This is a genomic window from Pseudogemmobacter blasticus, from assembly GCF_003071405.1.
GTDB classification, from domain to species: Bacteria; Pseudomonadota; Alphaproteobacteria; order Rhodobacterales; family Rhodobacteraceae; genus Pseudogemmobacter; species Pseudogemmobacter blasticus.
The window spans coordinates 2,048,977-2,065,144 of the sequence record NZ_CP020470.1 but is presented as its reverse complement, the minus strand read 5'-3'; the positions used below and the strand labels follow the sequence as shown (position 1 = coordinate 2,065,144).

Below are 16,168 nucleotides of genomic sequence, written 5' to 3'. Positions count from 1 at the left end.
GTCAGCGTCCCAGCGTCTGGATCACGCCGCGCATGCGGCTGTCTTCGGCATCCATGAACTTCTGGCCCATCTCATAGGCGCGCTGCACCTCGATCATCCGGGCGATTTCCACCACGGGCTGAACATTGCTGTCCTCAAGAAACCCCTGCTTGATGATGCCGCTCTCAGCCGGTTCAAGCTGGCCGCCGTCAAACAGGGTGCCCGACTGATGGCGCAGCGCCAACGGATCGACCGGGCGCCAGAGGCCGATCCGGGCGATCGGCGCGCCGCCCGACGAAACTGTGCCATCCGATGAAACGCCCACCTGCCCGGCGTCCGGCGGCACGAAGACCGGGGTGCCCCCGGCGTCAAGCAGGCGAAAGCCGTCGGGGGTGACAAGCTCCCCCTCGGCCGAGGGAGTGAAGCTGCCGGCCCGGGTCAGCCGGTTGCCCTGCGGCGTTTCCACCAGAAAGAACCCTTCGCCCTGAATGCCCAGGTCGAAGGCGCCGCCGGTCGGCGTCAACCCGGCCTGTGACAGATCGACGATACGGCCATTGCCATGGGCCATCGAAACCGAAGGTTCGTGGTCCAGCCGGGCGACGTGCTCGGCGAACACCACGTCTTCGCGCCGGAAGCCGGTGGTCGAAAGGTTGGCGATGTTGTTCGCCACCACCTGCATTTCCCGCATCAGCCCCGATTGCCGGCCCAGCGTCACATATCCCGCGGTATCCATGGTCAGCCCCCTGCGATCATCGGGATCACCAGCTTGGTGAAGAAGGTCACCAGCGAGCCGGTCATGAAACCCATCGAGACCCAGAACACCGCCATCATCGCGGCCACCTTGGGCACGAAGGTCAGCGTCATTTCCTGCACCGAGGTCAGCGCCTGAAAAAGGCCGATCACCACCCCGGCCACCAGCGCCACCGTCAAGAGCGGCGCGGAAATCGTCACCGCAACCCAAAGGCCCTGGCGCATCACGTCATAAAGCGCGGCGTCGGTCATATCGGCATCCTCAGAATCTCCTGATAGGCCTCGACCACGCGGTCGCGCACGGTGGCCACGGTTTCCACGGCCAGTTGCGATGAGGCCAGCGCCTCGACCAGGGCATGGGGGTCCGCGCCGCCGGTCATGGCGGCGCGGGCCGTCTGCTCGTGCCGGACAAGCGTTTCGGCGAAGTTTCCCGCCAGCTTGCCGAAACTGATGCCCCCGTCTTCCGAAGGCTTTGGCGCTGCGGCCGTTCTGGCCTGCGCATAGGTCTGGGCGGCGAACGAGGGTTTCACATCCATTCCGGCGGTCCCCCTCAGCGGCGCAGAAGGTCGAACAGGCTTTGCGTCATCTGGCGCGCCTGGTCGAACATGCGAAGATTGGCTTCATAGCTGCGTTGGGCTTCCCGTGCGTCGGCGATTTCCAGCACCAGATCGACGTTCGAGCCGTCGTAATACCCCGTCTCGTCGGCCAGCGGATTGCCGGGGTCATAGATGCGGGTCAGCTCCGAGCGGTCCAGCCGCACCGGGCCTGCCGTGACCTGCCCGCTGTCCATCTCCTCGTGAAAGCTGATGGTCTTGCGGTGGTAGCCGGGGGTATCGGCATTGGCGATATTCTCGGAAACATGGCGCAGCCGGGTTGCCTGGGCCTGCATCCCCGAGGCCGCGAAGCCAAGCGATGTGGTCAGATCATTCATCGCGTGCCCCCGTTACCTTGCCCGGCCCAGCGAGGCGCGGATCACGTCCGAGGTGGCGCGATAGATCGCCAGCGCCATGTCATGTTCCTGCCGGGCCTCGGCCGATTTCACCATTTCCTGTTCCAGCGACACGCTGTTGCCGTTGGGCGATTCTGCGCCCCCGTTGGCCACGGGCGCAGGGTCCATCGGGCGGGCCGGGTCGGCGATATGGCCGGCGCGCGTGGTTTTCAGCGCAAGGCCGGGGTCGGCATAGACCGAGGCGAAATCGGGAATATCCTGCGCCTTGTAGCCGGGGGTATCGGCGTTCGCGACATTCTTCGCGATCACCCCCATCCGGGCACCGGCATGGGCCGCCATTCCCTGCGCCATGCGTGTCAGTTCCAGTTTCTCGAACATCGGGGCTTCTCCCTCGACCTGCTTCACCAAGGCTTAAGGGCGATTCCTTTAGAAACCGTATTCAGGGAACAAAGTGAGATCGCCGTGCCCGGAATTTTTCAGTCTTTGCAGGCCCAGATCGCCACCATCCAGCCTGCCCGTGCCGTGGGCCGGGTGGCCGAATCAGCGCGGGGCACCTTTCTGGTCTCCGGTCTGGCCTTGGCCGCGCTGGGGGACCGTGTGGTTGCCGAAACCGGCGCCGGTACGCTGGGGGGAGAGGTCGTTCGCATTTCGGCCCGTGGCGCCACCGTTCTGCCGGAGGAAGATCCCGAAGGTCTGGTCATTGGCAGCCGGGTGGAACTTGTCGGTCCGGTCACGCTTGCCCCCGATATGGGCTGGCTGGGCCGGATCGTTGATCCGTTGGGTCGCCCGCTGGATGGCCGGCCGGTTCTGCCCGGCACGCGGCAGCTTTCCATGAACGCGGCCCCGCCTGCCCCTGCCCTCCGGCGCCCGCTGGGGGGGCGGCTGTCCACCGGCGTTGCGGTGTTTGACACGCTTCTCCCGCTGGTGCGTGGCCAGCGGATCGGACTTTTCGCCGGGTCCGGTGTCGGCAAATCCTCGCTTCTGGCCCGCTTTGCCCGCGGTGTCGCGGCCGATGTGGCCGTGATCGGGCTGGTGGGCGAACGCGGGCGCGAGCTGCGCGATTTCACCCAGCGGGTGCTGGGGCCCGCCGGCATGGCGCGTTCGGTCGTGGTCACCGCCACCTCGGACCAGTCGCCGCTGATGCGCCGCCGCTGCGCGCTGTCGGCCATGACGGTGGCCGAGCATTTCCGCGATCAGGGCCTGCATGTCCTTCTGCTGCTTGATTCCGTCACCCGCTTTGCCGAGGCGCATCGCGAAGTGGCGCTGGCCTCGGGCGAAGTCGCCTCGCTTCGCGGCTATCCGCCTTCGGTCAGCCACGCGATCATGTCTCTCGCCGAGCGGGCGGGCCCGGGCGCGGGCACCGCGGGCGACATCACGGCGGTGTTTTCCGTGCTTGTCGCCGGGTCTGACATGGAGGAACCCGTGGCCGACATCCTTCGTGGCACGCTGGACGGGCATGTCGTGCTGGACCGCAAGATTGCCGAGCGTGGCCGGTATCCGGCGATCGACCTGCTCCGGTCCGTCTCGCGCAGCCTGCCCGAGGCGGCAAGCGCCGCTGAAAACGCCCTGATCGCCGATGCGCGGCGTGTGCTGTCGGCCTATGACCGCGCCGAGATGATGGTGCAGGCCGGGCTGTATGTTCCGGGCAGCGATCCGGCGGTTGACCGGGCGCTGCGCCTTTTTCCGGCGCTGGACGGCTTTCTTGCCGAAGACGCCCCCGCCGGCGGGCCCGAGGCCAGCTTTGCCCGCCTGCGCGCCTGCCTCGGGCTTTGACCGGCTGTTCAGACTCCCCGAAAGGCAGGGTACACCGGCCAGTCACCATTTGCCCGCATCCGGCATTGGGGCTGTCTGACCGGGCCGTGACCCTGGCCTGCAAGAACCCGTTCTGCCCTGCGGCCCGGATATGGTCGTCTGGTCCCGGCGTGGTGGTCCGGCAGGACAAGGCCCGAACCTATCTGCCCAGAAGCTGCAACGCGGTTTTCGCCGCCGACAGCGCGGCGCCCTGTGTCGAAACCTCGCTCCGCACCAGGTAGGTTCGCACCAGCCTGGCCATCGTTTCCGGCTCGGCAAACTGGCTGACCGTTGCCTCGCCAAACGTGTTGCGCGCCTTGGCCTTGAACATCTCAAGCTGCTTGTCGATGTCGATGCCGGCAACGCTGGACGGCAGCCCTAGGGCGGTTTGCATGACACTGCGCAGCGGCTTGTTGCCCAGAATCGTGTACCATTTCGCATCCTCGCTGCCGGTCTTCGCCGCCAGACTGCCCAGTTCGCTTTCTGCATTCAGCGCCAGCCGCATTGCCTCATTCTGCGTGCCGACGGCGGTTTCGAACCTTTTGGTGTTGTATGCCGTCAGCAGCCTGTCCGCGAAGTCTGACATCTTGTTGCGCGGCGTTGCATAATCGCCAAAGCCGAAGGCGGCCGAAAAGGCCTGATACCGCTTGTCCGACAGCTTGTTGGCCAGGGCATCGGTCTTCAGCGTCCCCCCCGCCAGCACCTTCTGGAGAAAGGCCTTGGCGTCGATGTCCGCCTCAAGGCCAAAGGCTGTCAGCGCCACCTTCAACAGCCGGCGGTCGGCGACCAGGTCCTTGGCACTGTTCACCTTGCCGATGTTGGCCCGGAAATAGGCCTCATCCCGCTGGTTGGCAGGCGTCGCCTGCAAGGCCGCCTGCTGCTTTTCCATGGTCCGTTTGAGAAACGTCCAGCCGGCATAGCCCGCAAGCGGAATGACCGGCTGGAAGCTCATGCCCGGCCCGCCGACAGCAGCCGCTCTTCCCGTGGAAGCAGCCCGCGCAGGGATTTGAGCACCTGATAATGCTGTTCCTCCAGGACGGCGCGGCTTGCTTCGGCCAGCAGGCGGCGGCTGTCCGGGTCGGTCAGCGCCTGGCTGAGCTGTTCGATGCCGCGCAGCAGTTGGTGGCGTGCATCGCCGGGCACGGCATCGCCCGATAGCACCAGTTGCGCGATATAGCAGACGCGGCGCACCGGGGTGTTCGCCTCTTCCGGGTGGATCGCATCGCGCAGCCGCAGGATATTGGCGTTCGGCGTCATGATCGCCAGCTTCGACCGCTTGTCGCCATTTTCGATCACGGCACCGTTGATCAGCACCCGCTCATGCGGGCCCAGCTTGAGAACAAGCCCGCTCATGCGCCCGCCCCCCCGTCGCCGCGCAGGCCCCGCAGGACGGCGGTGTTGATCTCGACCAGAACCTCGGGGCTGGCGGCACCGGCCAGCACCTTGCGGCTGTGTTCAAACGTGAAGCGATACAGATAGAACAGCCGCGCCCGCAGCGTTTGCGGCAGGCTGTTGTCGGGCAGGGCCACGTCGGCGCCCAGCGTGGACCACAACTGTTCATTCTCGGACAGGGCGGCCACAAAGGCGGGATGATTGTCCTTCCGGCCCCGGATGGCGGCGGCAAGCCGTTGGGTGATGCGGGCGATCACATCGTATTCGACGGCGCGCGCGGTGCGCACGGGGGCCGCGTGTTGGGCATAGGCTGTTTGTGTCATGTGGTTCATGTCGGGATGTTCCGGGGGCTAGGGCGATGCAGGGGCGTGGACCGGGGCCCTGTCGCGGGCCCCGGCCGGGTTTCGCCTTAGCGGAACAGCGACAGCAGGTTCTGCGGCTGCTGGTTCGCGATCGACAGCGCCTGGATGCCCAGTTGCTGTTGCACCTGCAGCGCCTGCAACCGGGCACTGGCCTCCTCCATATCGGCATCGACCAGTGACCCGATCCCCGAGGTCAGCGCATCGGACAACTGGCTGATGAACTCGGCCTGAATGTCGATCCGGGTCTGGGCCGAACCGAATTCGGCTGCCGCCTTGGTTGCGGTCTGGATCATCCCTTCGATATTGCCCAAGGCCGTGGCGGCATTGGTCTTGGTCGAGACATCCAGCGTGGTCAGGCCGGCCAGCCCGCCGGTGCCGCGCGTGGCGGAAACCGAAATCGCCGCCGCGTTGTTGGTATTGTTGGCCACGGTCAACGCCCCGCTTGCCAGCGTCAGGGTGAAATCGGTGTCTGACAGGCCATTCGCCGTCAGCGAATTCTTCAACCCCGTCACCAGCGAATCCGCCGTATCCCCCTCCTGCACCACATAGCGCCCGGTCTTCGAGCCGATGTTCAGCGTGATCGTATCGCCCGCGATCAGCGCGGTGGTTGTCGCCGGGTTTGCGGTCGGCGCGTCCTTGGCCAGCGCCCCGCCGGTGCCCTGGAAGGTAAAGCCGTTCAGCGTGACCGGGGTTCCCGTCACCACGCTGGCCGCCGAAAGCGTGCCATTGGTCAGCGCGGCGCCGGCCGTGGTTGACAGGTTCTGCGCCGTGACGCTGATCTTGCTTGCCGTAACCCCCGTGGCCGTGCGGTCCAGCGACGACAGGATGTCAACGGTGGTGGTCTGCGACCCGTCCACCAGGTTCAGCCCGTTGAACTGGGCCGCGCCCACCACCGACTGGATCTGCTTGGTCAGGTTCGCGATGTCGGTCTGGATCTTGGTCCGGTCAACGTTGTCCTGTTGCGCGGCGACGATCTTGCCCTTCATCTCGGTCAAGAGGTCGGTGATCTTTTCCGAAGCGGTGCGGGCGACCGAAATGGTCGAAGACCCCAGCGAAAGACTGTCCGAGATGCCCTTGAAACCCTTCACGTCCGATTCCATCACCTTCGAGATGGCCCAGACCGCTGCATTGTCCTTGGCCGAATTCACCGTCTTGCCGGTGGAGATTTCGGCCTGAACCTTGTTCATGTTCGTATTGATGCCCTTCATCGTTTGCAGGGCGACCATGGCGCTGGTGTTCGTCAGAATTGACGACATTTACACGTTCCTCTCTTGGCCCTTCGCGCTTTGCGCGGGGCAGACCTGCCGCGTTTCGCGGCTGTTCCGACGTTCTGGCCGATGCGCGGGCTGATCCCCGCTGCGCCACCCCCTCATGGGATGCAGGGCAAGGATGTGGCTGCGACGGTTACCAACTTCTGAATGTGGTCTGGCTGTTTCCGGCTGATTTTCGCCTTGTTTGAGACAGTTTTCCTACCAGCGGCAGGCCGGGGCCGTGGGGGCGGGGCCGATCACCCCGCGTTGGCCCCGGGAATCATAGGTGCTGAAGCGGCCATGTCCGGCCACCTCGGACGCGCGGCGTTGCGCCGATTTCACGCCGCGGATTGCCGCGGCCAGCAGCGGCCGATTCGTCTCGGCTAGTTGGCGAAGGTGGGGCGCCGTGGCCGCATCCGCGGCAATCCCGGCAAACAGGGCCTGTTCGGTTTCGCCCGCCAGCGCGGCAAGCCGCGCCAGATCACCGGCAAACAGCGCCTTTCGGGTGTCTTCCAGCAGGGTTTCAAGCGGTGTGCCGGTCATTCTTTCCCCCCGCCCATGGCGCGGAAAAGCTGCTCGGCCAGGCCAATTCCGCCATGGGCCACCATCTGCCGGGCCTGTTCCATCCGCAGGAAGGACGAGAACTGTTCCTCGCCCGCGCCACCGCCGAAACTGTCCGACGCCCCGTCCAGCCCGGCATGTTGCAGCATCTCTGACAGGAAGGCCGCCTCAAGCTCTTGCGCCTTGCGCATCAGTGGGTTGGGCGGGGGTGTCGGGGGAACAGGGCCGGTCGGGGCAAGCATCGTATCCTCCTTCGGATCGTTCGGATTTTCGGCAGTCTGCGGGCCAGCCGGTAAACATCCGGTAACCTGCACCCGCGAAAACCAAGACACCCCGGCAGAAGTCGCAGGCCATGTCAGACATTACGCTTTCCTTTGCGCTGCCCTTTCCAACCCCGCCCGCGGCGAGGGGTGGGTTTGGTCTGGGTGGGGGTGAGGAGGGGGTGGGGTTTGAGGGGTTGATAGACCTGCCTGAGCCGGGTTTGGACGGTGCGGTGGATGTTGACGCGGGGCTGTTGGCCTTGCCGGGGCTGGTTGCCGGGATGCTGCCGCAGGCTGTGGCGATCCTTCCGCTGCCAGTGGCAGAGCCGAACGGAAGGGGCGCAGAGGGGGGAGCGATTCAGAGCAAATCAGTCTCTAACATGGCTGAAATACAGCCTGATATGCCGGTGTTGGCCGTGTTTGATCCCCCTGATCCCGCGCCAGGCCTTGCGGGGCTGGAAGCGGATGTTCCTCCGATTTCTGCCGCGCGGATGGTGCAGGAAACGCCCGCTGATGGGCCGGTGCTGCCGCCCCGGCCCGCTGCAAATGGCGATGCGGGGACCGACAGCGATGGTGCAGCGAACGTGCAGCTTTCGGTCATACCTTTTGCATCACCTGCCGCAGCATCCTCCGGCGCGCCTGTTGTTCGGCCCGAACCGGCGCCGCTGCGGCCTGCCATCGGGGAACCCGCCGCCTTGCGCGACCACCCGGTCGGGTTTCCGGCGGACCTGCCCTTCGCGCAGATCCTGTCGCCGCCATTCCGCGCGGTGCCGGTCCGCGCCGTGCCGGTCCATCCCGCCGATGCCCTGGCCGCTGCCGCGCCAGAGACTGCTCCCGCGCCGGAGGTTGCCGAGACTCGGGCCGCCCGGTCTGGCGATGGGGCGACAGCGCCCGCGCCGCCCGGGGCGTTGGGCGGGCCACCGCAGGCCGGTGCCTCCGTCGCCGCCGCTCAGATTGTCGGCGCGGTTAGTGCGCCGCCGCCCGGCCCTGCCTTGGCGGGGGAGGGGGAGGGTGGCCCGGCGCGTGACCCGCTGAGTGAGGGGGCCGATGCGCCTTTGCCTGCCGCCGCGCCCTTGCCGCGCAAGGTGGTGGAGGGAGGCGCGGCGGCGGCCTTGCCCGCAGACCCGGCCAGCGCGCCGGGGCATGTCGCAGATACCGGCGCTGGCCTGACCGATGCGCCCGGCCCCACAGGCGCCCCCGCACCGCCGCACGCAGGGCTTTCCCCGCCGCATATCCCCGCCGGCCCGCCGGCGGCCGCGCCGCTGCCCGCCGCCGTGCCGGCGCAGATTGTGCAGGCGGCGACCGACAGCGGTTCGCCGGTCACCGAGATTCGCCTGTCGCCCGAGGAGCTTGGTTCGCTTCGCATCGAGTTGCGGACCGAAGGCGACCGGGCCTTTGTCACGCTTTCCGCCGAACGGGCCGATACGCTTGATCTGCTGCGCCGCCATTCCGACCGGCTGGCCGCCGATTTCCGCGCCGCCGGGTTTGCGCAGGTGGACCTTGGCTTCGGGCACTGGTCGGGGCCGGGGCAGGGGGCGGATCAGGCCGCCCCTGCGCCTGACGGCCCGATGTTGCCGGAGGCCCCCCCGCCAGACCCTGCCGCCTGGCCTTCGCCCGTTTCCCCCCCGGCCGGTGCCGGCCTGTATCTGAGATTGTGAGGACAGCATGGATGTCACCTCGACCGGCAGCGCGACCTCTGCCAGCACCACCGCCAAGGGGCAGGGTAGTGCCGTCCTGACCTCTGACTTCCAGACGTTTCTGAAGATGCTGACGGTTCAGATGCAGAACCAGGACCCGCTGAACCCGATCGATTCCACCGATTATGCGGTGCAACTGGCCACCTTTTCCGGGGTGGAACAGCAGGTGCAGACCAATCAGTTGCTGGGCGCGATGGCCACGCAGTTCGGGCTGATGGGCATGTCGCAACTGGCCGGCTGGGTGGGGCAAGAGGCGCGGGCGGCGGCGGATGTCTGGTATTCCGGCACGCCGGTCACGCTGTCGCCCAACCCGGTGGCCAAGGCGGATGAGGCTGTTCTTGTGGTCAAGGATGCCAAGGGAAACCTTGTCACGCGGGAAAGCCTGCCGGTTTCGACCGACCTTTACCAATGGTTCGGGGCCGATGCCGCCGGCGACCCGCTGCCCGAGGGCAGGTATTCCCTGTCGCTGGAAAGCTGGCGCGACGGGGAATTGTTGCAGACCGATCCGGTTGAATACTATGGCCGCGTGATCGAGGCGCGGGGCGGCAGCGGCGGCACGCGGCTGGTGTTCGAAGGCGGGATCGAGGTGGCGGCGACCGACATCACCGCCCTGCGCGTGCCGCCGGGCTGATCAGATCAGCCAGCCCACCAGCACGCCCGACAGGAAGATTGCCGCGCCCGCCGCCGTCAGCCAGGGGCCAAGGCTGGACCGCAGCGGCGGCCGGTTCTGCACCGCCGGATTGCCCGCGCGGATCAACTGCGCCTCGGCCAAAGCGGGCAGTTTGGGGCCGAACCGCGCCAGAACCCGCGCCGTCTTGGCCAGATCGCGCAGCACCGCCTGCGGCCCCACATTGCTGCGGATGTAGCCTTCCACCACGGGCTTGGCGACTTCCCACATGTTCAGGTGCGAATCGAGGCTGCGGGCCACGCCTTCGACCACGACCATGGTGCGTTGCAGCAGGATCAGCTCGGTCCGCGTTTCCATGCCGAAGCGTTCGGTCACCTCGAACAGATAGGCCAGCAGGCGGGCCATCGAGATGCGGCTGGCGTCCATGCCGAAGATGGGCTCGCCCACGGCGCGCAGGGCGCGGGCGAATTCGTCGATGTCGCGGTCGGGCGGCACATAGCCGGCTTCGAAATGCACCTCGGCGACGCGGCGATAATCCTTGTGGATGAAGCCCATCAGGATTTCAGCATAGACGCGGCGGGTGTATTCGTCGATCCGGCCCATGATGCCGAAATCATAGACCACCAGATCGCCGTTCAGCGCGACCTTCAGGTTCCCCTGGTGCATGTCGCCATGGAAGAACCCGTCGCGCAGCGCGTGGTTCAGAAACAGCGTCAGCACCCGGCGGCCCAGAACGGCGCGGTCGATCCCGGCGTCGTCGATCGCCTCAAGCTCGTTCAGGCCAATGCCCTCGGCCCAGCCGATGGTCATCACCGTGCGGCCCGACAGCGCCCAGTTCGGGCGCGGCACGACAATGCCTTCGTCCTTTTCGGTGTTCGCAGCAAATTCGGCCGCGGCCGAGCTTTCCAGCCGCAGGTCCAGCTCACCTTTCACCACGCCTTCGAAATGCGCGATCACGTCAACCGGCCGCAGCCGGCGCGAGAAGGGGGCCAGAATCTCGATCCAGCGGGCGGCGAAATAGAAGGCGTCCAGATCGGTGCGGAAGGCGCGTTCGATGTTCGGGCGCAGCACCTTGACCGCCACATCCTCGCCGGTGCTGATCAGCCGTGCCTTGTGAACCTGCGCAATCGAGGCTGCGGCGACGGGTTCGGAAAATTCGGAAAACACCTCATCCACCGAAACGCCCAGTTCGGCCGCGAACATGGCCTTGGCGGTTTCCACCGGGAAGGGCGGCAGTTGGTCCTGCAGGTATTTCAACTGGTTCGACAGTTCGTCGCCGACGATGTCGGGGCGGGTCGAAAGGATCTGGCCGAACTTGATATAGGCCGGCCCCAGCGCCGTAAGGGCGCGCGTCACCGGGGGCAGCGCCGGATCACCCTTGAGGCCCAGCCATTTGAACGGCCGGCCCAGGATGCGCGCCGCGACGCGAACCCCGCGCGGGGCCTCAACAGCCTCAAGCACCACGCCGATGGCGCCGGTGCGTTCCATCGTGGCCAGCGTGCGGATCAGCCGCCAGAGGTTGTGCGGCCCCCGCATCAGATCTTCCAGCCCGAATGAAGGGCAGCGACGCCCATGGTCAGGTTGCGGTATTTCACCTGCCCGAAGCCCGCCTTGCGGATCATCGTGGCGAAGGTTTCCTGATCGGGGAACTTGCGGATCGATTCGACCAGATACTGATAGCTGTCCCGGTCGCCGGCCACGATCTGACCCATGACGGGAATCACGTTGAACGAATAGAGGTCATAGACCTTCTGCATCAGGTCATTCGGGATCTGGCTGAATTCCAGCACCATCAGCCGCCCGCCGGGGCGCAGCACGCGATAGGCTTCGTTCAGCGCGTCCTGGATGCGGGTCACGTTCCGGATGCCGAAGCTGATGGTGTAGACATCAAAGCTGTTGTCCTCGAACGGCAGCGCCATGGCGTCGCCCACCACCCAGCCCAGCCGGTCTGCCAGGTTGCCGGCGTCGGCGCGCTTGCGGCCTTCGATCAGCATCGATTCGGTCATGTCGCAGACCACGGCGCTGGCCCCCGGCGCCCGCTTGAGGAAGCGGAAGGACACGTCGCCGGTGCCGCCGGCCACATCCAGCAGGCGCTGGCCGGGCCGCGGCGCCAGCCAGTCCATCATCGCGTCTTTCCACAGTCGATGGACGCCGCCCGACATCAGGTCGTTCATCAGGTCATACTTGCTGGCCACGCGGCTGAACACGCCGTGGACCATGCCGGCCTTTTCGCCCTCGGCCACTTCGCGGAATCCGAAGTGGGTGGTCTTTTCATTCTCGCCGGTCATGGCCTTGCCCTTGCCCGAAATTCGACTTCGCGCAGGGGTATAGCGCCCGCTGCGCGACAAGGGAAACCGCAAACTGACGCAACCCGCCGGGGCGGGGTTGAGCCGGGGCGTGTTTTCCGGCAACTGGAAGGCATCTTTGTGAAAGCGCGCCATGCCCGAACTGCCCGAAGTGGAAACCGTCCGCCGCGGCCTGCTGCCCGTGATGGAGGGCCGCACGATCCTGCAAGCCCAGGTGAACCGCCCCGATCTGCGCTGGCCGCTGCCGGAACGGATGGCCGAGCGGCTGACGGGCCAGCGGGTGCTGGCGCTGCGGCGGCGGTCGAAATACCTGCTGGCCGATCTGTCGGGGGGCGAAACCCTGCTGGTGCATCTGGGCATGTCGGGGCGGATGCTGGTCTCGGGGGCGATGCTGGGCGCGTTCCACCATGACCATCCCGCGCCGCAGAAACATGACCATGTGGTGCTGGACATGGAGGGCGGCGCCCGCGTCACCTTCAACGATGCGCGGCGGTTTGGCGCGATGGACCTGATGCCCAGCGACAGCGCCGAGTCGCATCCGCTGCTGGCGGTGCTGGGCCCCGAACCGCTGGGCAACGGGTTTGACGAATCCTATCTGGTGGCGGCGCTGAAGGGCCGCCGCACGCCGATCAAGGCGGCGCTGCTGGATCAGCATCTGGTGGCGGGTCTAGGCAACATCTATGTGTGCGAAACCCTGTTCCGCGCCGGCCTGTCGCCGCGCCGGCTGGCCGGCGATCTTGGCCCCGCGCAGGTGGCCGCCCTTGTGCCGATCATCCGCGAGGTGCTGGCCGAGGCGATCGAGGCGGGCGGTTCATCGCTGCGCGATTATCGGCAGGCCGATGGCGAACTGGGCTATTTCCAGCACAGTTTCCGCGTTTATGACCGGGAAGGCCAGGCCTGCACCACCCCCGGCTGCGGCGGCACCATCCAGCGGATCGTGCAATCCGGCCGGTCGTCCTTTTACTGTCCGCAGTGCCAGCTTTAGGGGCATCGGCTTGCCTTCCGGCGCCAGACTGCTAGGAGTCCGCATCACGCGAACGAGAGCCACCTGAAGACGCGAGGCGCGCCATGGCCTATGAGACACTGATCGTCGAGATCGAGGATTACACCTGCCTCATCCGCCTGAACCGGCCCGAGGCGCTGAACGCGCTGAATTCGCGCCTGATGGGGGAACTGGCCGCGGCGCTGACCGCCGCCGACCAGAACGACAAGATCCGCTGCATCGTGATCACCGGCAGCGACAAGGCCTTTGCCGCTGGCGCCGATGTCAAGGAAATGGCGACGAAATCCTTTTCCGACGTGTTCTTCGACAACCTTTTCGGCCCCGAAACCGATGCGATTCTTCGCGTGCGCAAGCCGATCATCGCCGCCGTTGCCGGCTACTGCCTTGGCGGCGGCTGTGAGCTGGCCATGATGTGCGATTTCATCATTGCCGCCGATACCGCCAAGTTCGGCCAACCCGAGATCAACCTTGGTATCGTTGCCGGCATGGGCGGCACCCAGCGGCTGACGCGGTTCGTCGGCAAATCCAAGTCGATGGACATGCACCTGACCGGCCGCTTCATGGATGCCGCCGAGGCCGAGCGCTGCGGTCTGGTCAGCCGCGTCTTCCCGGCGAAATCGCTGGTTGAAGAGGCGCTGAAGATCGCGGGCAAGGTGGCCGAGAAATCCATGCTGACGGCGATGGTGGTGAAAGAGGCGGTCAACCGCGCGCAGGAAACCACGCTGGCCGAAGGGCTGTTGTTCGAACGCCGCATGTTCCATGCGACCTTTGCCACGGCCGACCAGAAGGAAGGCATGGCCGCCTTCCTGGAAAAGCGCCAGCCGCAGTTCCGCGACCGCTGATTCCCTGTTCCCTTTTGCCGGGCCTTGCCGTATAGGCCGGCGTCACATGCGCGTGGGCCCGCTTAGGCAAGAATGATTCCCGTCTGATTGGCGGGGCTTGGGTCATGCGTGCGATCAGATCGAACAAAGACCCAAGGACCACAGAACCCATGGCCAATACCGAACAGTCCAAGAAGCGCGCCCGCCAGTCCGAGACGCGCTATGCCATCAACAAGGCTCGCCGCTCGCGCATCCGCACATTCCTTCGCAAGGTCGAAGAAGCCATCGCTTCGGGCGACCAGACCGTTGCTGCCGCTGCCCTCAAGGCCGCCCAGCCGGAACTGTCGCGCGGCGTGACCAAGGGCGTGCTGCACAAGAACACCGTTTCGCGCAAGATTTCGCGCCTGAACGCGCGTGTGAAGGCCCTGGCCGAAAAGGCCTGACCGCGAATTTTTGTCGCAACCGATTCTGTCAGGGGCGTCGTCCGAAAGGGCGGCGCCCTTTGCTTTGGCGGGGTTCCGTGGCGGCCCGCCAGCGGCCGCGTGGCCGAATTGCACGGCGCCCGGGATTCGATTTCGAAGACTCGCTGTCAAGCGCGTTGTTCGGTTGCGGGGGGCCAGCGCGGCTTGGTAGCGTGTGCCTGCGATTCACGTCGTCTTGGGGGACAAGTGAAGATCGCAGACGCTGATTACTGTCCAAAGAAGACCGGCTGCCGCCATAGACAAAATGATCAGGGTTTGCGTTCGATAAGTTGGTGTCTGCAGTCTGACGCTGCCACTTGCTGCTATGCGGGTGCGGGGCCCTTTGGTTCCGTTGCCGGCCTGTTGTTCCTTGGGTCGGGGTCTTGTGCCCCGATGGTCCCGGTTTGCCGGGGCCATCGTGCGGTTCGGATCGCTGTGCGTGATGTGCCGCTGGGCTAAGCCCGTGTTGGGAACAGAAGACAGGTCGGATAGATGACAAACGAAACATGGGGCCAGATTCGTGAAGGTCTTATCAACCGGGTTGGCAAGAACAATTACGTCACCTGGATCGAGCCCCTGAAGCTTTCGCACATGAAGAACGGCGTCGCCCGTTTCGAAGTGCCGACCACCTTTTTCGGCGACTGGGTGCAGCGCAACTTTGCCGATCATATCCGGTCGCATCTGATGACGGCCGGCGCCACCATCGACCGTATCGAATTCGCGGTTGGCGCGCTGACGGCCGGTCCGCGCCCGGCGCCGCGCCCCGAGGCCGCCAAGGCGACACGGGTTCGGGCGGCGTCCGAGGATGAATTGCCCGGCGCGCCGCTGGATGCCCGGTTCACCTTTGACAGCTTTGTTGTGGGCAAGCCGAACGAGCTGGCCCATGCGGCGGCCCGCCGCGTGGCCGAAGGCGACACCGTCACCTTCAACCCGCTGTTCCTTTATGGCGGCGTCGGGCTGGGCAAGACCCACCTGATGCACGCCATTGCGCATGAATTGCAGGCCCGCCGCCCCGATCTGCGGGTGCTTTACCTGTCGGCCGAACAGTTCATGTACCGCTTCATCCAGGCGCTGCGGGACAAGCAGGTCATGGATTTCAAGTCGCTGTTCCGGTCGGTCGATGTGCTGATGGTCGATGACGTGCAGTTCATCGCCGGCAAGGATTCGACGCAAGAAGAATTCTTCCACACCTTCAATGCGCTGGTGGACCAGAACAAGCAGATCGTCATCTCGGCGGACCGCGCGCCGGGCGAGATCAAGGATCTTGAGGAACGTATCCGCAGCCGCCTGCAATGTGGCCTTGTGGTCGATCTGCATCCGACCGATTACGAACTGCGCCTTGGCATCCTGCAACAGAAGGCGGATTTCTACCGCGAACAGTATCGCGGCCTGGTGATTGCCGATGGCGTGCTGGAGTTTCTGGCGCATCGCATCACCACCAACGTCCGCGTGCTGGAAGGCGCGCTGACCCGGCTTTTCGCCTTTGCCAGCCTGGTGGGCCGCGAGATCACGCTGGATCTGGCCCAGGACTGCCTGGCCGACATTCTGCGCGCCAGCGACCGCAAGCTGACGATCGAGGAAATCCAGCGCAAGGTGGCCGAGCATTACAATGTTCGCCTGTCCGATATGATCGGCCCCAAGCGGATGCGCACCATTGCGCGGCCGCGTCAGGTGGCGATGTATCTGGCCAAGCAACTGACCAGCCGGTCCCTGCCCGAGATCGGCCGCCGCTTCGGCGGGCGCGATCACACCACGATCATGCACGGTGTCCGCAAGATCGAGGAATTGATGGCCATTGACAGCCAACTTGCGGACGATCTGCAACTGCTGAAGCGCCTGCTTCAGGGATAAGCCCGGGTGGCCTTGACGGCCCCCGGAATCGCACCCAATGTCCTGCGGAAATGCTTGTGAACCGGTGAAAACCGGATAATGTCTGCGTCCCTTCATCAGGGCCGGCA

At 65.7% G+C, this 16,168-nt stretch carries 20 protein-coding genes; 7 read left to right on the top strand and 13 right to left on the bottom strand.

Annotated features, from left to right (window positions below; translation table 11 throughout):
* Position 1: 1 nt before the first annotated feature.
* The 5 genes from B6K69_RS10075 to B6K69_RS10055 are packed head-to-tail and all read right to left on the bottom strand — an operon-like array spanning position 2 to position 2,056.
* On the bottom strand, positions 2-712 hold the full coding sequence (locus B6K69_RS10075) for a flagellar hook-basal body complex protein (protein WP_108643680.1): 711 nt from the start codon (positions 710-712) through the stop codon (positions 2-4).
* Positions 713-714: 2 nt separating this feature from the next.
* On the bottom strand, positions 715-981 hold the full coding sequence (locus tag B6K69_RS10070) for a flagellar biosynthetic protein FliQ (protein ID WP_108643679.1): 267 nt from the start codon (positions 979-981) through the stop codon (positions 715-717).
* Positions 978-1,265 (bottom strand): flagellar hook-basal body complex protein FliE, encoded by a 288-nt coding sequence (gene fliE, locus B6K69_RS10065; protein ID WP_107671801.1) that lies wholly within the window; start codon positions 1,263-1,265, stop codon positions 978-980. Before fliE ends, B6K69_RS10070 begins: the two co-directional genes overlap by 4 nt.
* A 14-nt stretch (positions 1,266-1,279) precedes the next feature.
* The gene (gene flgC / locus B6K69_RS10060) at positions 1,280-1,660 is read right to left on the bottom strand and encodes a flagellar basal body rod protein FlgC (protein WP_107671802.1); all 381 of its coding nucleotides are present in this window, start codon (positions 1,658-1,660) and stop codon (positions 1,280-1,282) included.
* Between the two features lie 12 nt (positions 1,661-1,672).
* Positions 1,673-2,056: a FlgB family protein gene (locus B6K69_RS10055; protein WP_108644882.1), complete on the bottom strand. Its 384-nt coding sequence runs from the start codon at positions 2,054-2,056 to the stop codon at positions 1,673-1,675.
* A 78-nt stretch (positions 2,057-2,134) separates the two neighbouring features.
* On the opposite strand from B6K69_RS10055, the gene B6K69_RS10050 reads away from it, so the two are divergent.
* Positions 2,135-3,451 (top strand): FliI/YscN family ATPase, encoded by a 1,317-nt coding sequence (locus B6K69_RS10050; protein WP_418260542.1) that lies wholly within the window; start codon positions 2,135-2,137, stop codon positions 3,449-3,451.
* 178 nt (positions 3,452-3,629) lie between these two features.
* Here the strand turns inward: B6K69_RS10050 and B6K69_RS10045 are convergent, their stop codons facing one another.
* The 6 genes from B6K69_RS10045 to B6K69_RS10020 all read right to left on the bottom strand — a co-directional run bounded on the left by B6K69_RS10045 (position 3,630) and on the right by B6K69_RS10020 (position 7,276).
* Positions 3,630-4,421 carry a DUF1217 domain-containing protein gene (locus tag B6K69_RS10045; RefSeq protein ID WP_108643677.1) on the bottom strand — a complete coding sequence of 264 codons (792 nt, stop codon included), beginning with the start codon at positions 4,419-4,421 and terminating at the stop codon, positions 3,630-3,632.
* Positions 4,418-4,822 carry a flagellar biosynthesis repressor FlbT gene (gene flbT, locus B6K69_RS10040; RefSeq protein ID WP_108643676.1) on the bottom strand — a complete coding sequence of 135 codons (405 nt, stop codon included), beginning with the start codon at positions 4,820-4,822 and terminating at the stop codon, positions 4,418-4,420. Before flbT ends, B6K69_RS10045 begins: the two co-directional genes overlap by 4 nt.
* The gene (gene flaF / locus B6K69_RS10035) at positions 4,819-5,193 is read right to left on the bottom strand and encodes a flagellar biosynthesis regulator FlaF (protein ID WP_108643675.1); all 375 of its coding nucleotides are present in this window, start codon (positions 5,191-5,193) and stop codon (positions 4,819-4,821) included. The genes flbT and flaF overlap by 4 nt, the downstream gene beginning before the upstream one ends.
* Before the next feature lie 77 nt (positions 5,194-5,270).
* The gene (locus B6K69_RS10030) at positions 5,271-6,479 is read right to left on the bottom strand and encodes a flagellin (protein WP_108643674.1); all 1,209 of its coding nucleotides are present in this window, start codon (positions 6,477-6,479) and stop codon (positions 5,271-5,273) included.
* A 213-nt stretch (positions 6,480-6,692) separates the two neighbouring features.
* The gene (locus B6K69_RS10025) at positions 6,693-7,016 is read right to left on the bottom strand and encodes a hypothetical protein (RefSeq protein ID WP_108643673.1); all 324 of its coding nucleotides are present in this window, start codon (positions 7,014-7,016) and stop codon (positions 6,693-6,695) included.
* Positions 7,013-7,276, bottom strand: coding sequence for a rod-binding protein (locus tag B6K69_RS10020; protein ID WP_108643672.1), 264 nt, complete (start codon positions 7,274-7,276; stop codon positions 7,013-7,015). The genes B6K69_RS10025 and B6K69_RS10020 overlap by 4 nt, the downstream gene beginning before the upstream one ends.
* Positions 7,277-7,710: 434 nt before the next feature.
* On the opposite strand from B6K69_RS10020, the gene fliK reads away from it, so the two are divergent.
* Together fliK and B6K69_RS10010 are read left to right on the top strand one after the other, a co-directional pair.
* Positions 7,711-8,952 carry a flagellar hook-length control protein FliK gene (fliK, locus tag B6K69_RS10015; RefSeq protein WP_164681929.1) on the top strand — a complete coding sequence of 414 codons (1,242 nt, stop codon included), beginning with the start codon at positions 7,711-7,713 and terminating at the stop codon, positions 8,950-8,952.
* A gap of 7 nt (positions 8,953-8,959) precedes the next feature.
* Positions 8,960-9,622, top strand: a complete 663-nt coding sequence (locus B6K69_RS10010) for a flagellar hook capping FlgD N-terminal domain-containing protein (protein ID WP_108643670.1) — start codon at positions 8,960-8,962, stop codon at positions 9,620-9,622.
* On the opposite strand, the gene ubiB is transcribed toward B6K69_RS10010, so the two are convergent.
* Positions 9,623-11,155 (bottom strand): 2-polyprenylphenol 6-hydroxylase, encoded by a 1,533-nt coding sequence (gene ubiB / locus B6K69_RS10005; protein WP_108643669.1) that lies wholly within the window; start codon positions 11,153-11,155, stop codon positions 9,623-9,625.
* Positions 11,155-11,907 (bottom strand): bifunctional demethylmenaquinone methyltransferase/2-methoxy-6-polyprenyl-1,4-benzoquinol methylase UbiE, encoded by a 753-nt coding sequence (gene ubiE / locus B6K69_RS10000; protein WP_107672679.1) that lies wholly within the window; start codon positions 11,905-11,907, stop codon positions 11,155-11,157. Before ubiE ends, ubiB begins: the two co-directional genes overlap by 1 nt.
* A gap of 151 nt (positions 11,908-12,058) precedes the next feature.
* Between ubiE and mutM the strand changes: the two genes are divergently transcribed.
* From mutM to dnaA, 4 genes are all read left to right on the top strand, one after another.
* A complete protein-coding gene (mutM, locus tag B6K69_RS09995) occupies positions 12,059-12,910 on the top strand; it encodes a bifunctional DNA-formamidopyrimidine glycosylase/DNA-(apurinic or apyrimidinic site) lyase (RefSeq protein WP_108643668.1) in 852 nt (283 codons plus the stop codon).
* A gap of 83 nt (positions 12,911-12,993) precedes the next feature.
* Positions 12,994-13,770 carry an enoyl-CoA hydratase gene (locus B6K69_RS09990; protein WP_108643667.1) on the top strand — a complete coding sequence of 259 codons (777 nt, stop codon included), beginning with the start codon at positions 12,994-12,996 and terminating at the stop codon, positions 13,768-13,770.
* 149 nt (positions 13,771-13,919) lie between these two features.
* Entirely contained in the window at positions 13,920-14,192 is a 273-nt protein-coding gene (rpsT, locus tag B6K69_RS09985; RefSeq protein ID WP_107672680.1) for a 30S ribosomal protein S20, read from the top strand.
* 510 nt (positions 14,193-14,702) lie between these two features.
* Positions 14,703-16,061 (top strand): chromosomal replication initiator protein DnaA, encoded by a 1,359-nt coding sequence (gene dnaA, locus B6K69_RS09980; RefSeq protein ID WP_108643666.1) that lies wholly within the window; start codon positions 14,703-14,705, stop codon positions 16,059-16,061.
* Positions 16,062-16,168: the final 107 nt, after the last annotated feature.

Bases quoted from the DNA above. Each gene is read 5' to 3' on its own strand.
- ubiE (WP_107672679.1), bottom strand. From the start codon at position 11,907: ATGACCGGCGAGAATGAAAAGACCACCCACTTCGGATTCCGCGAAGTG.
- B6K69_RS10070 (WP_108643679.1), bottom strand. From the start codon at position 981: ATGACCGACGCCGCGCTTTATGACGTGATGCGCCAGGGCCTTTGGGTT.
- mutM (WP_108643668.1), top strand. From the start codon at position 12,059: ATGCCCGAACTGCCCGAAGTGGAAACCGTCCGCCGCGGCCTGCTGCCC.
- B6K69_RS10010 (WP_108643670.1), top strand. From the start codon at position 8,960: ATGGATGTCACCTCGACCGGCAGCGCGACCTCTGCCAGCACCACCGCC.
- flaF (WP_108643675.1), bottom strand. From the start codon at position 5,193: ATGAACCACATGACACAAACAGCCTATGCCCAACACGCGGCCCCCGTG.
- flgC (WP_107671802.1), bottom strand. From the start codon at position 1,660: ATGAATGATCTGACCACATCGCTTGGCTTCGCGGCCTCGGGGATGCAG.
- B6K69_RS10020 (WP_108643672.1), bottom strand. From the start codon at position 7,276: ATGCTTGCCCCGACCGGCCCTGTTCCCCCGACACCCCCGCCCAACCCA.
- dnaA (WP_108643666.1), top strand. From the start codon at position 14,703: ATGACAAACGAAACATGGGGCCAGATTCGTGAAGGTCTTATCAACCGG.
- B6K69_RS10075 (WP_108643680.1), bottom strand. From the start codon at position 712: ATGGATACCGCGGGATATGTGACGCTGGGCCGGCAATCGGGGCTGATG.
- rpsT (WP_107672680.1), top strand. From the start codon at position 13,920: ATGGCCAATACCGAACAGTCCAAGAAGCGCGCCCGCCAGTCCGAGACG.
- ubiB (WP_108643669.1), bottom strand. From the start codon at position 11,155: ATGCGGGGGCCGCACAACCTCTGGCGGCTGATCCGCACGCTGGCCACG.
- fliE (WP_107671801.1), bottom strand. From the start codon at position 1,265: ATGGATGTGAAACCCTCGTTCGCCGCCCAGACCTATGCGCAGGCCAGA.
- B6K69_RS10055 (WP_108644882.1), bottom strand. From the start codon at position 2,056: ATGTTCGAGAAACTGGAACTGACACGCATGGCGCAGGGAATGGCGGCC.
- flbT (WP_108643676.1), bottom strand. From the start codon at position 4,822: ATGAGCGGGCTTGTTCTCAAGCTGGGCCCGCATGAGCGGGTGCTGATC.
- B6K69_RS10045 (WP_108643677.1), bottom strand. From the start codon at position 4,421: ATGAGCTTCCAGCCGGTCATTCCGCTTGCGGGCTATGCCGGCTGGACG.
- B6K69_RS10030 (WP_108643674.1), bottom strand. From the start codon at position 6,479: ATGTCGTCAATTCTGACGAACACCAGCGCCATGGTCGCCCTGCAAACG.
- B6K69_RS09990 (WP_108643667.1), top strand. From the start codon at position 12,994: ATGGCCTATGAGACACTGATCGTCGAGATCGAGGATTACACCTGCCTC.
- B6K69_RS10025 (WP_108643673.1), bottom strand. From the start codon at position 7,016: ATGACCGGCACACCGCTTGAAACCCTGCTGGAAGACACCCGAAAGGCG.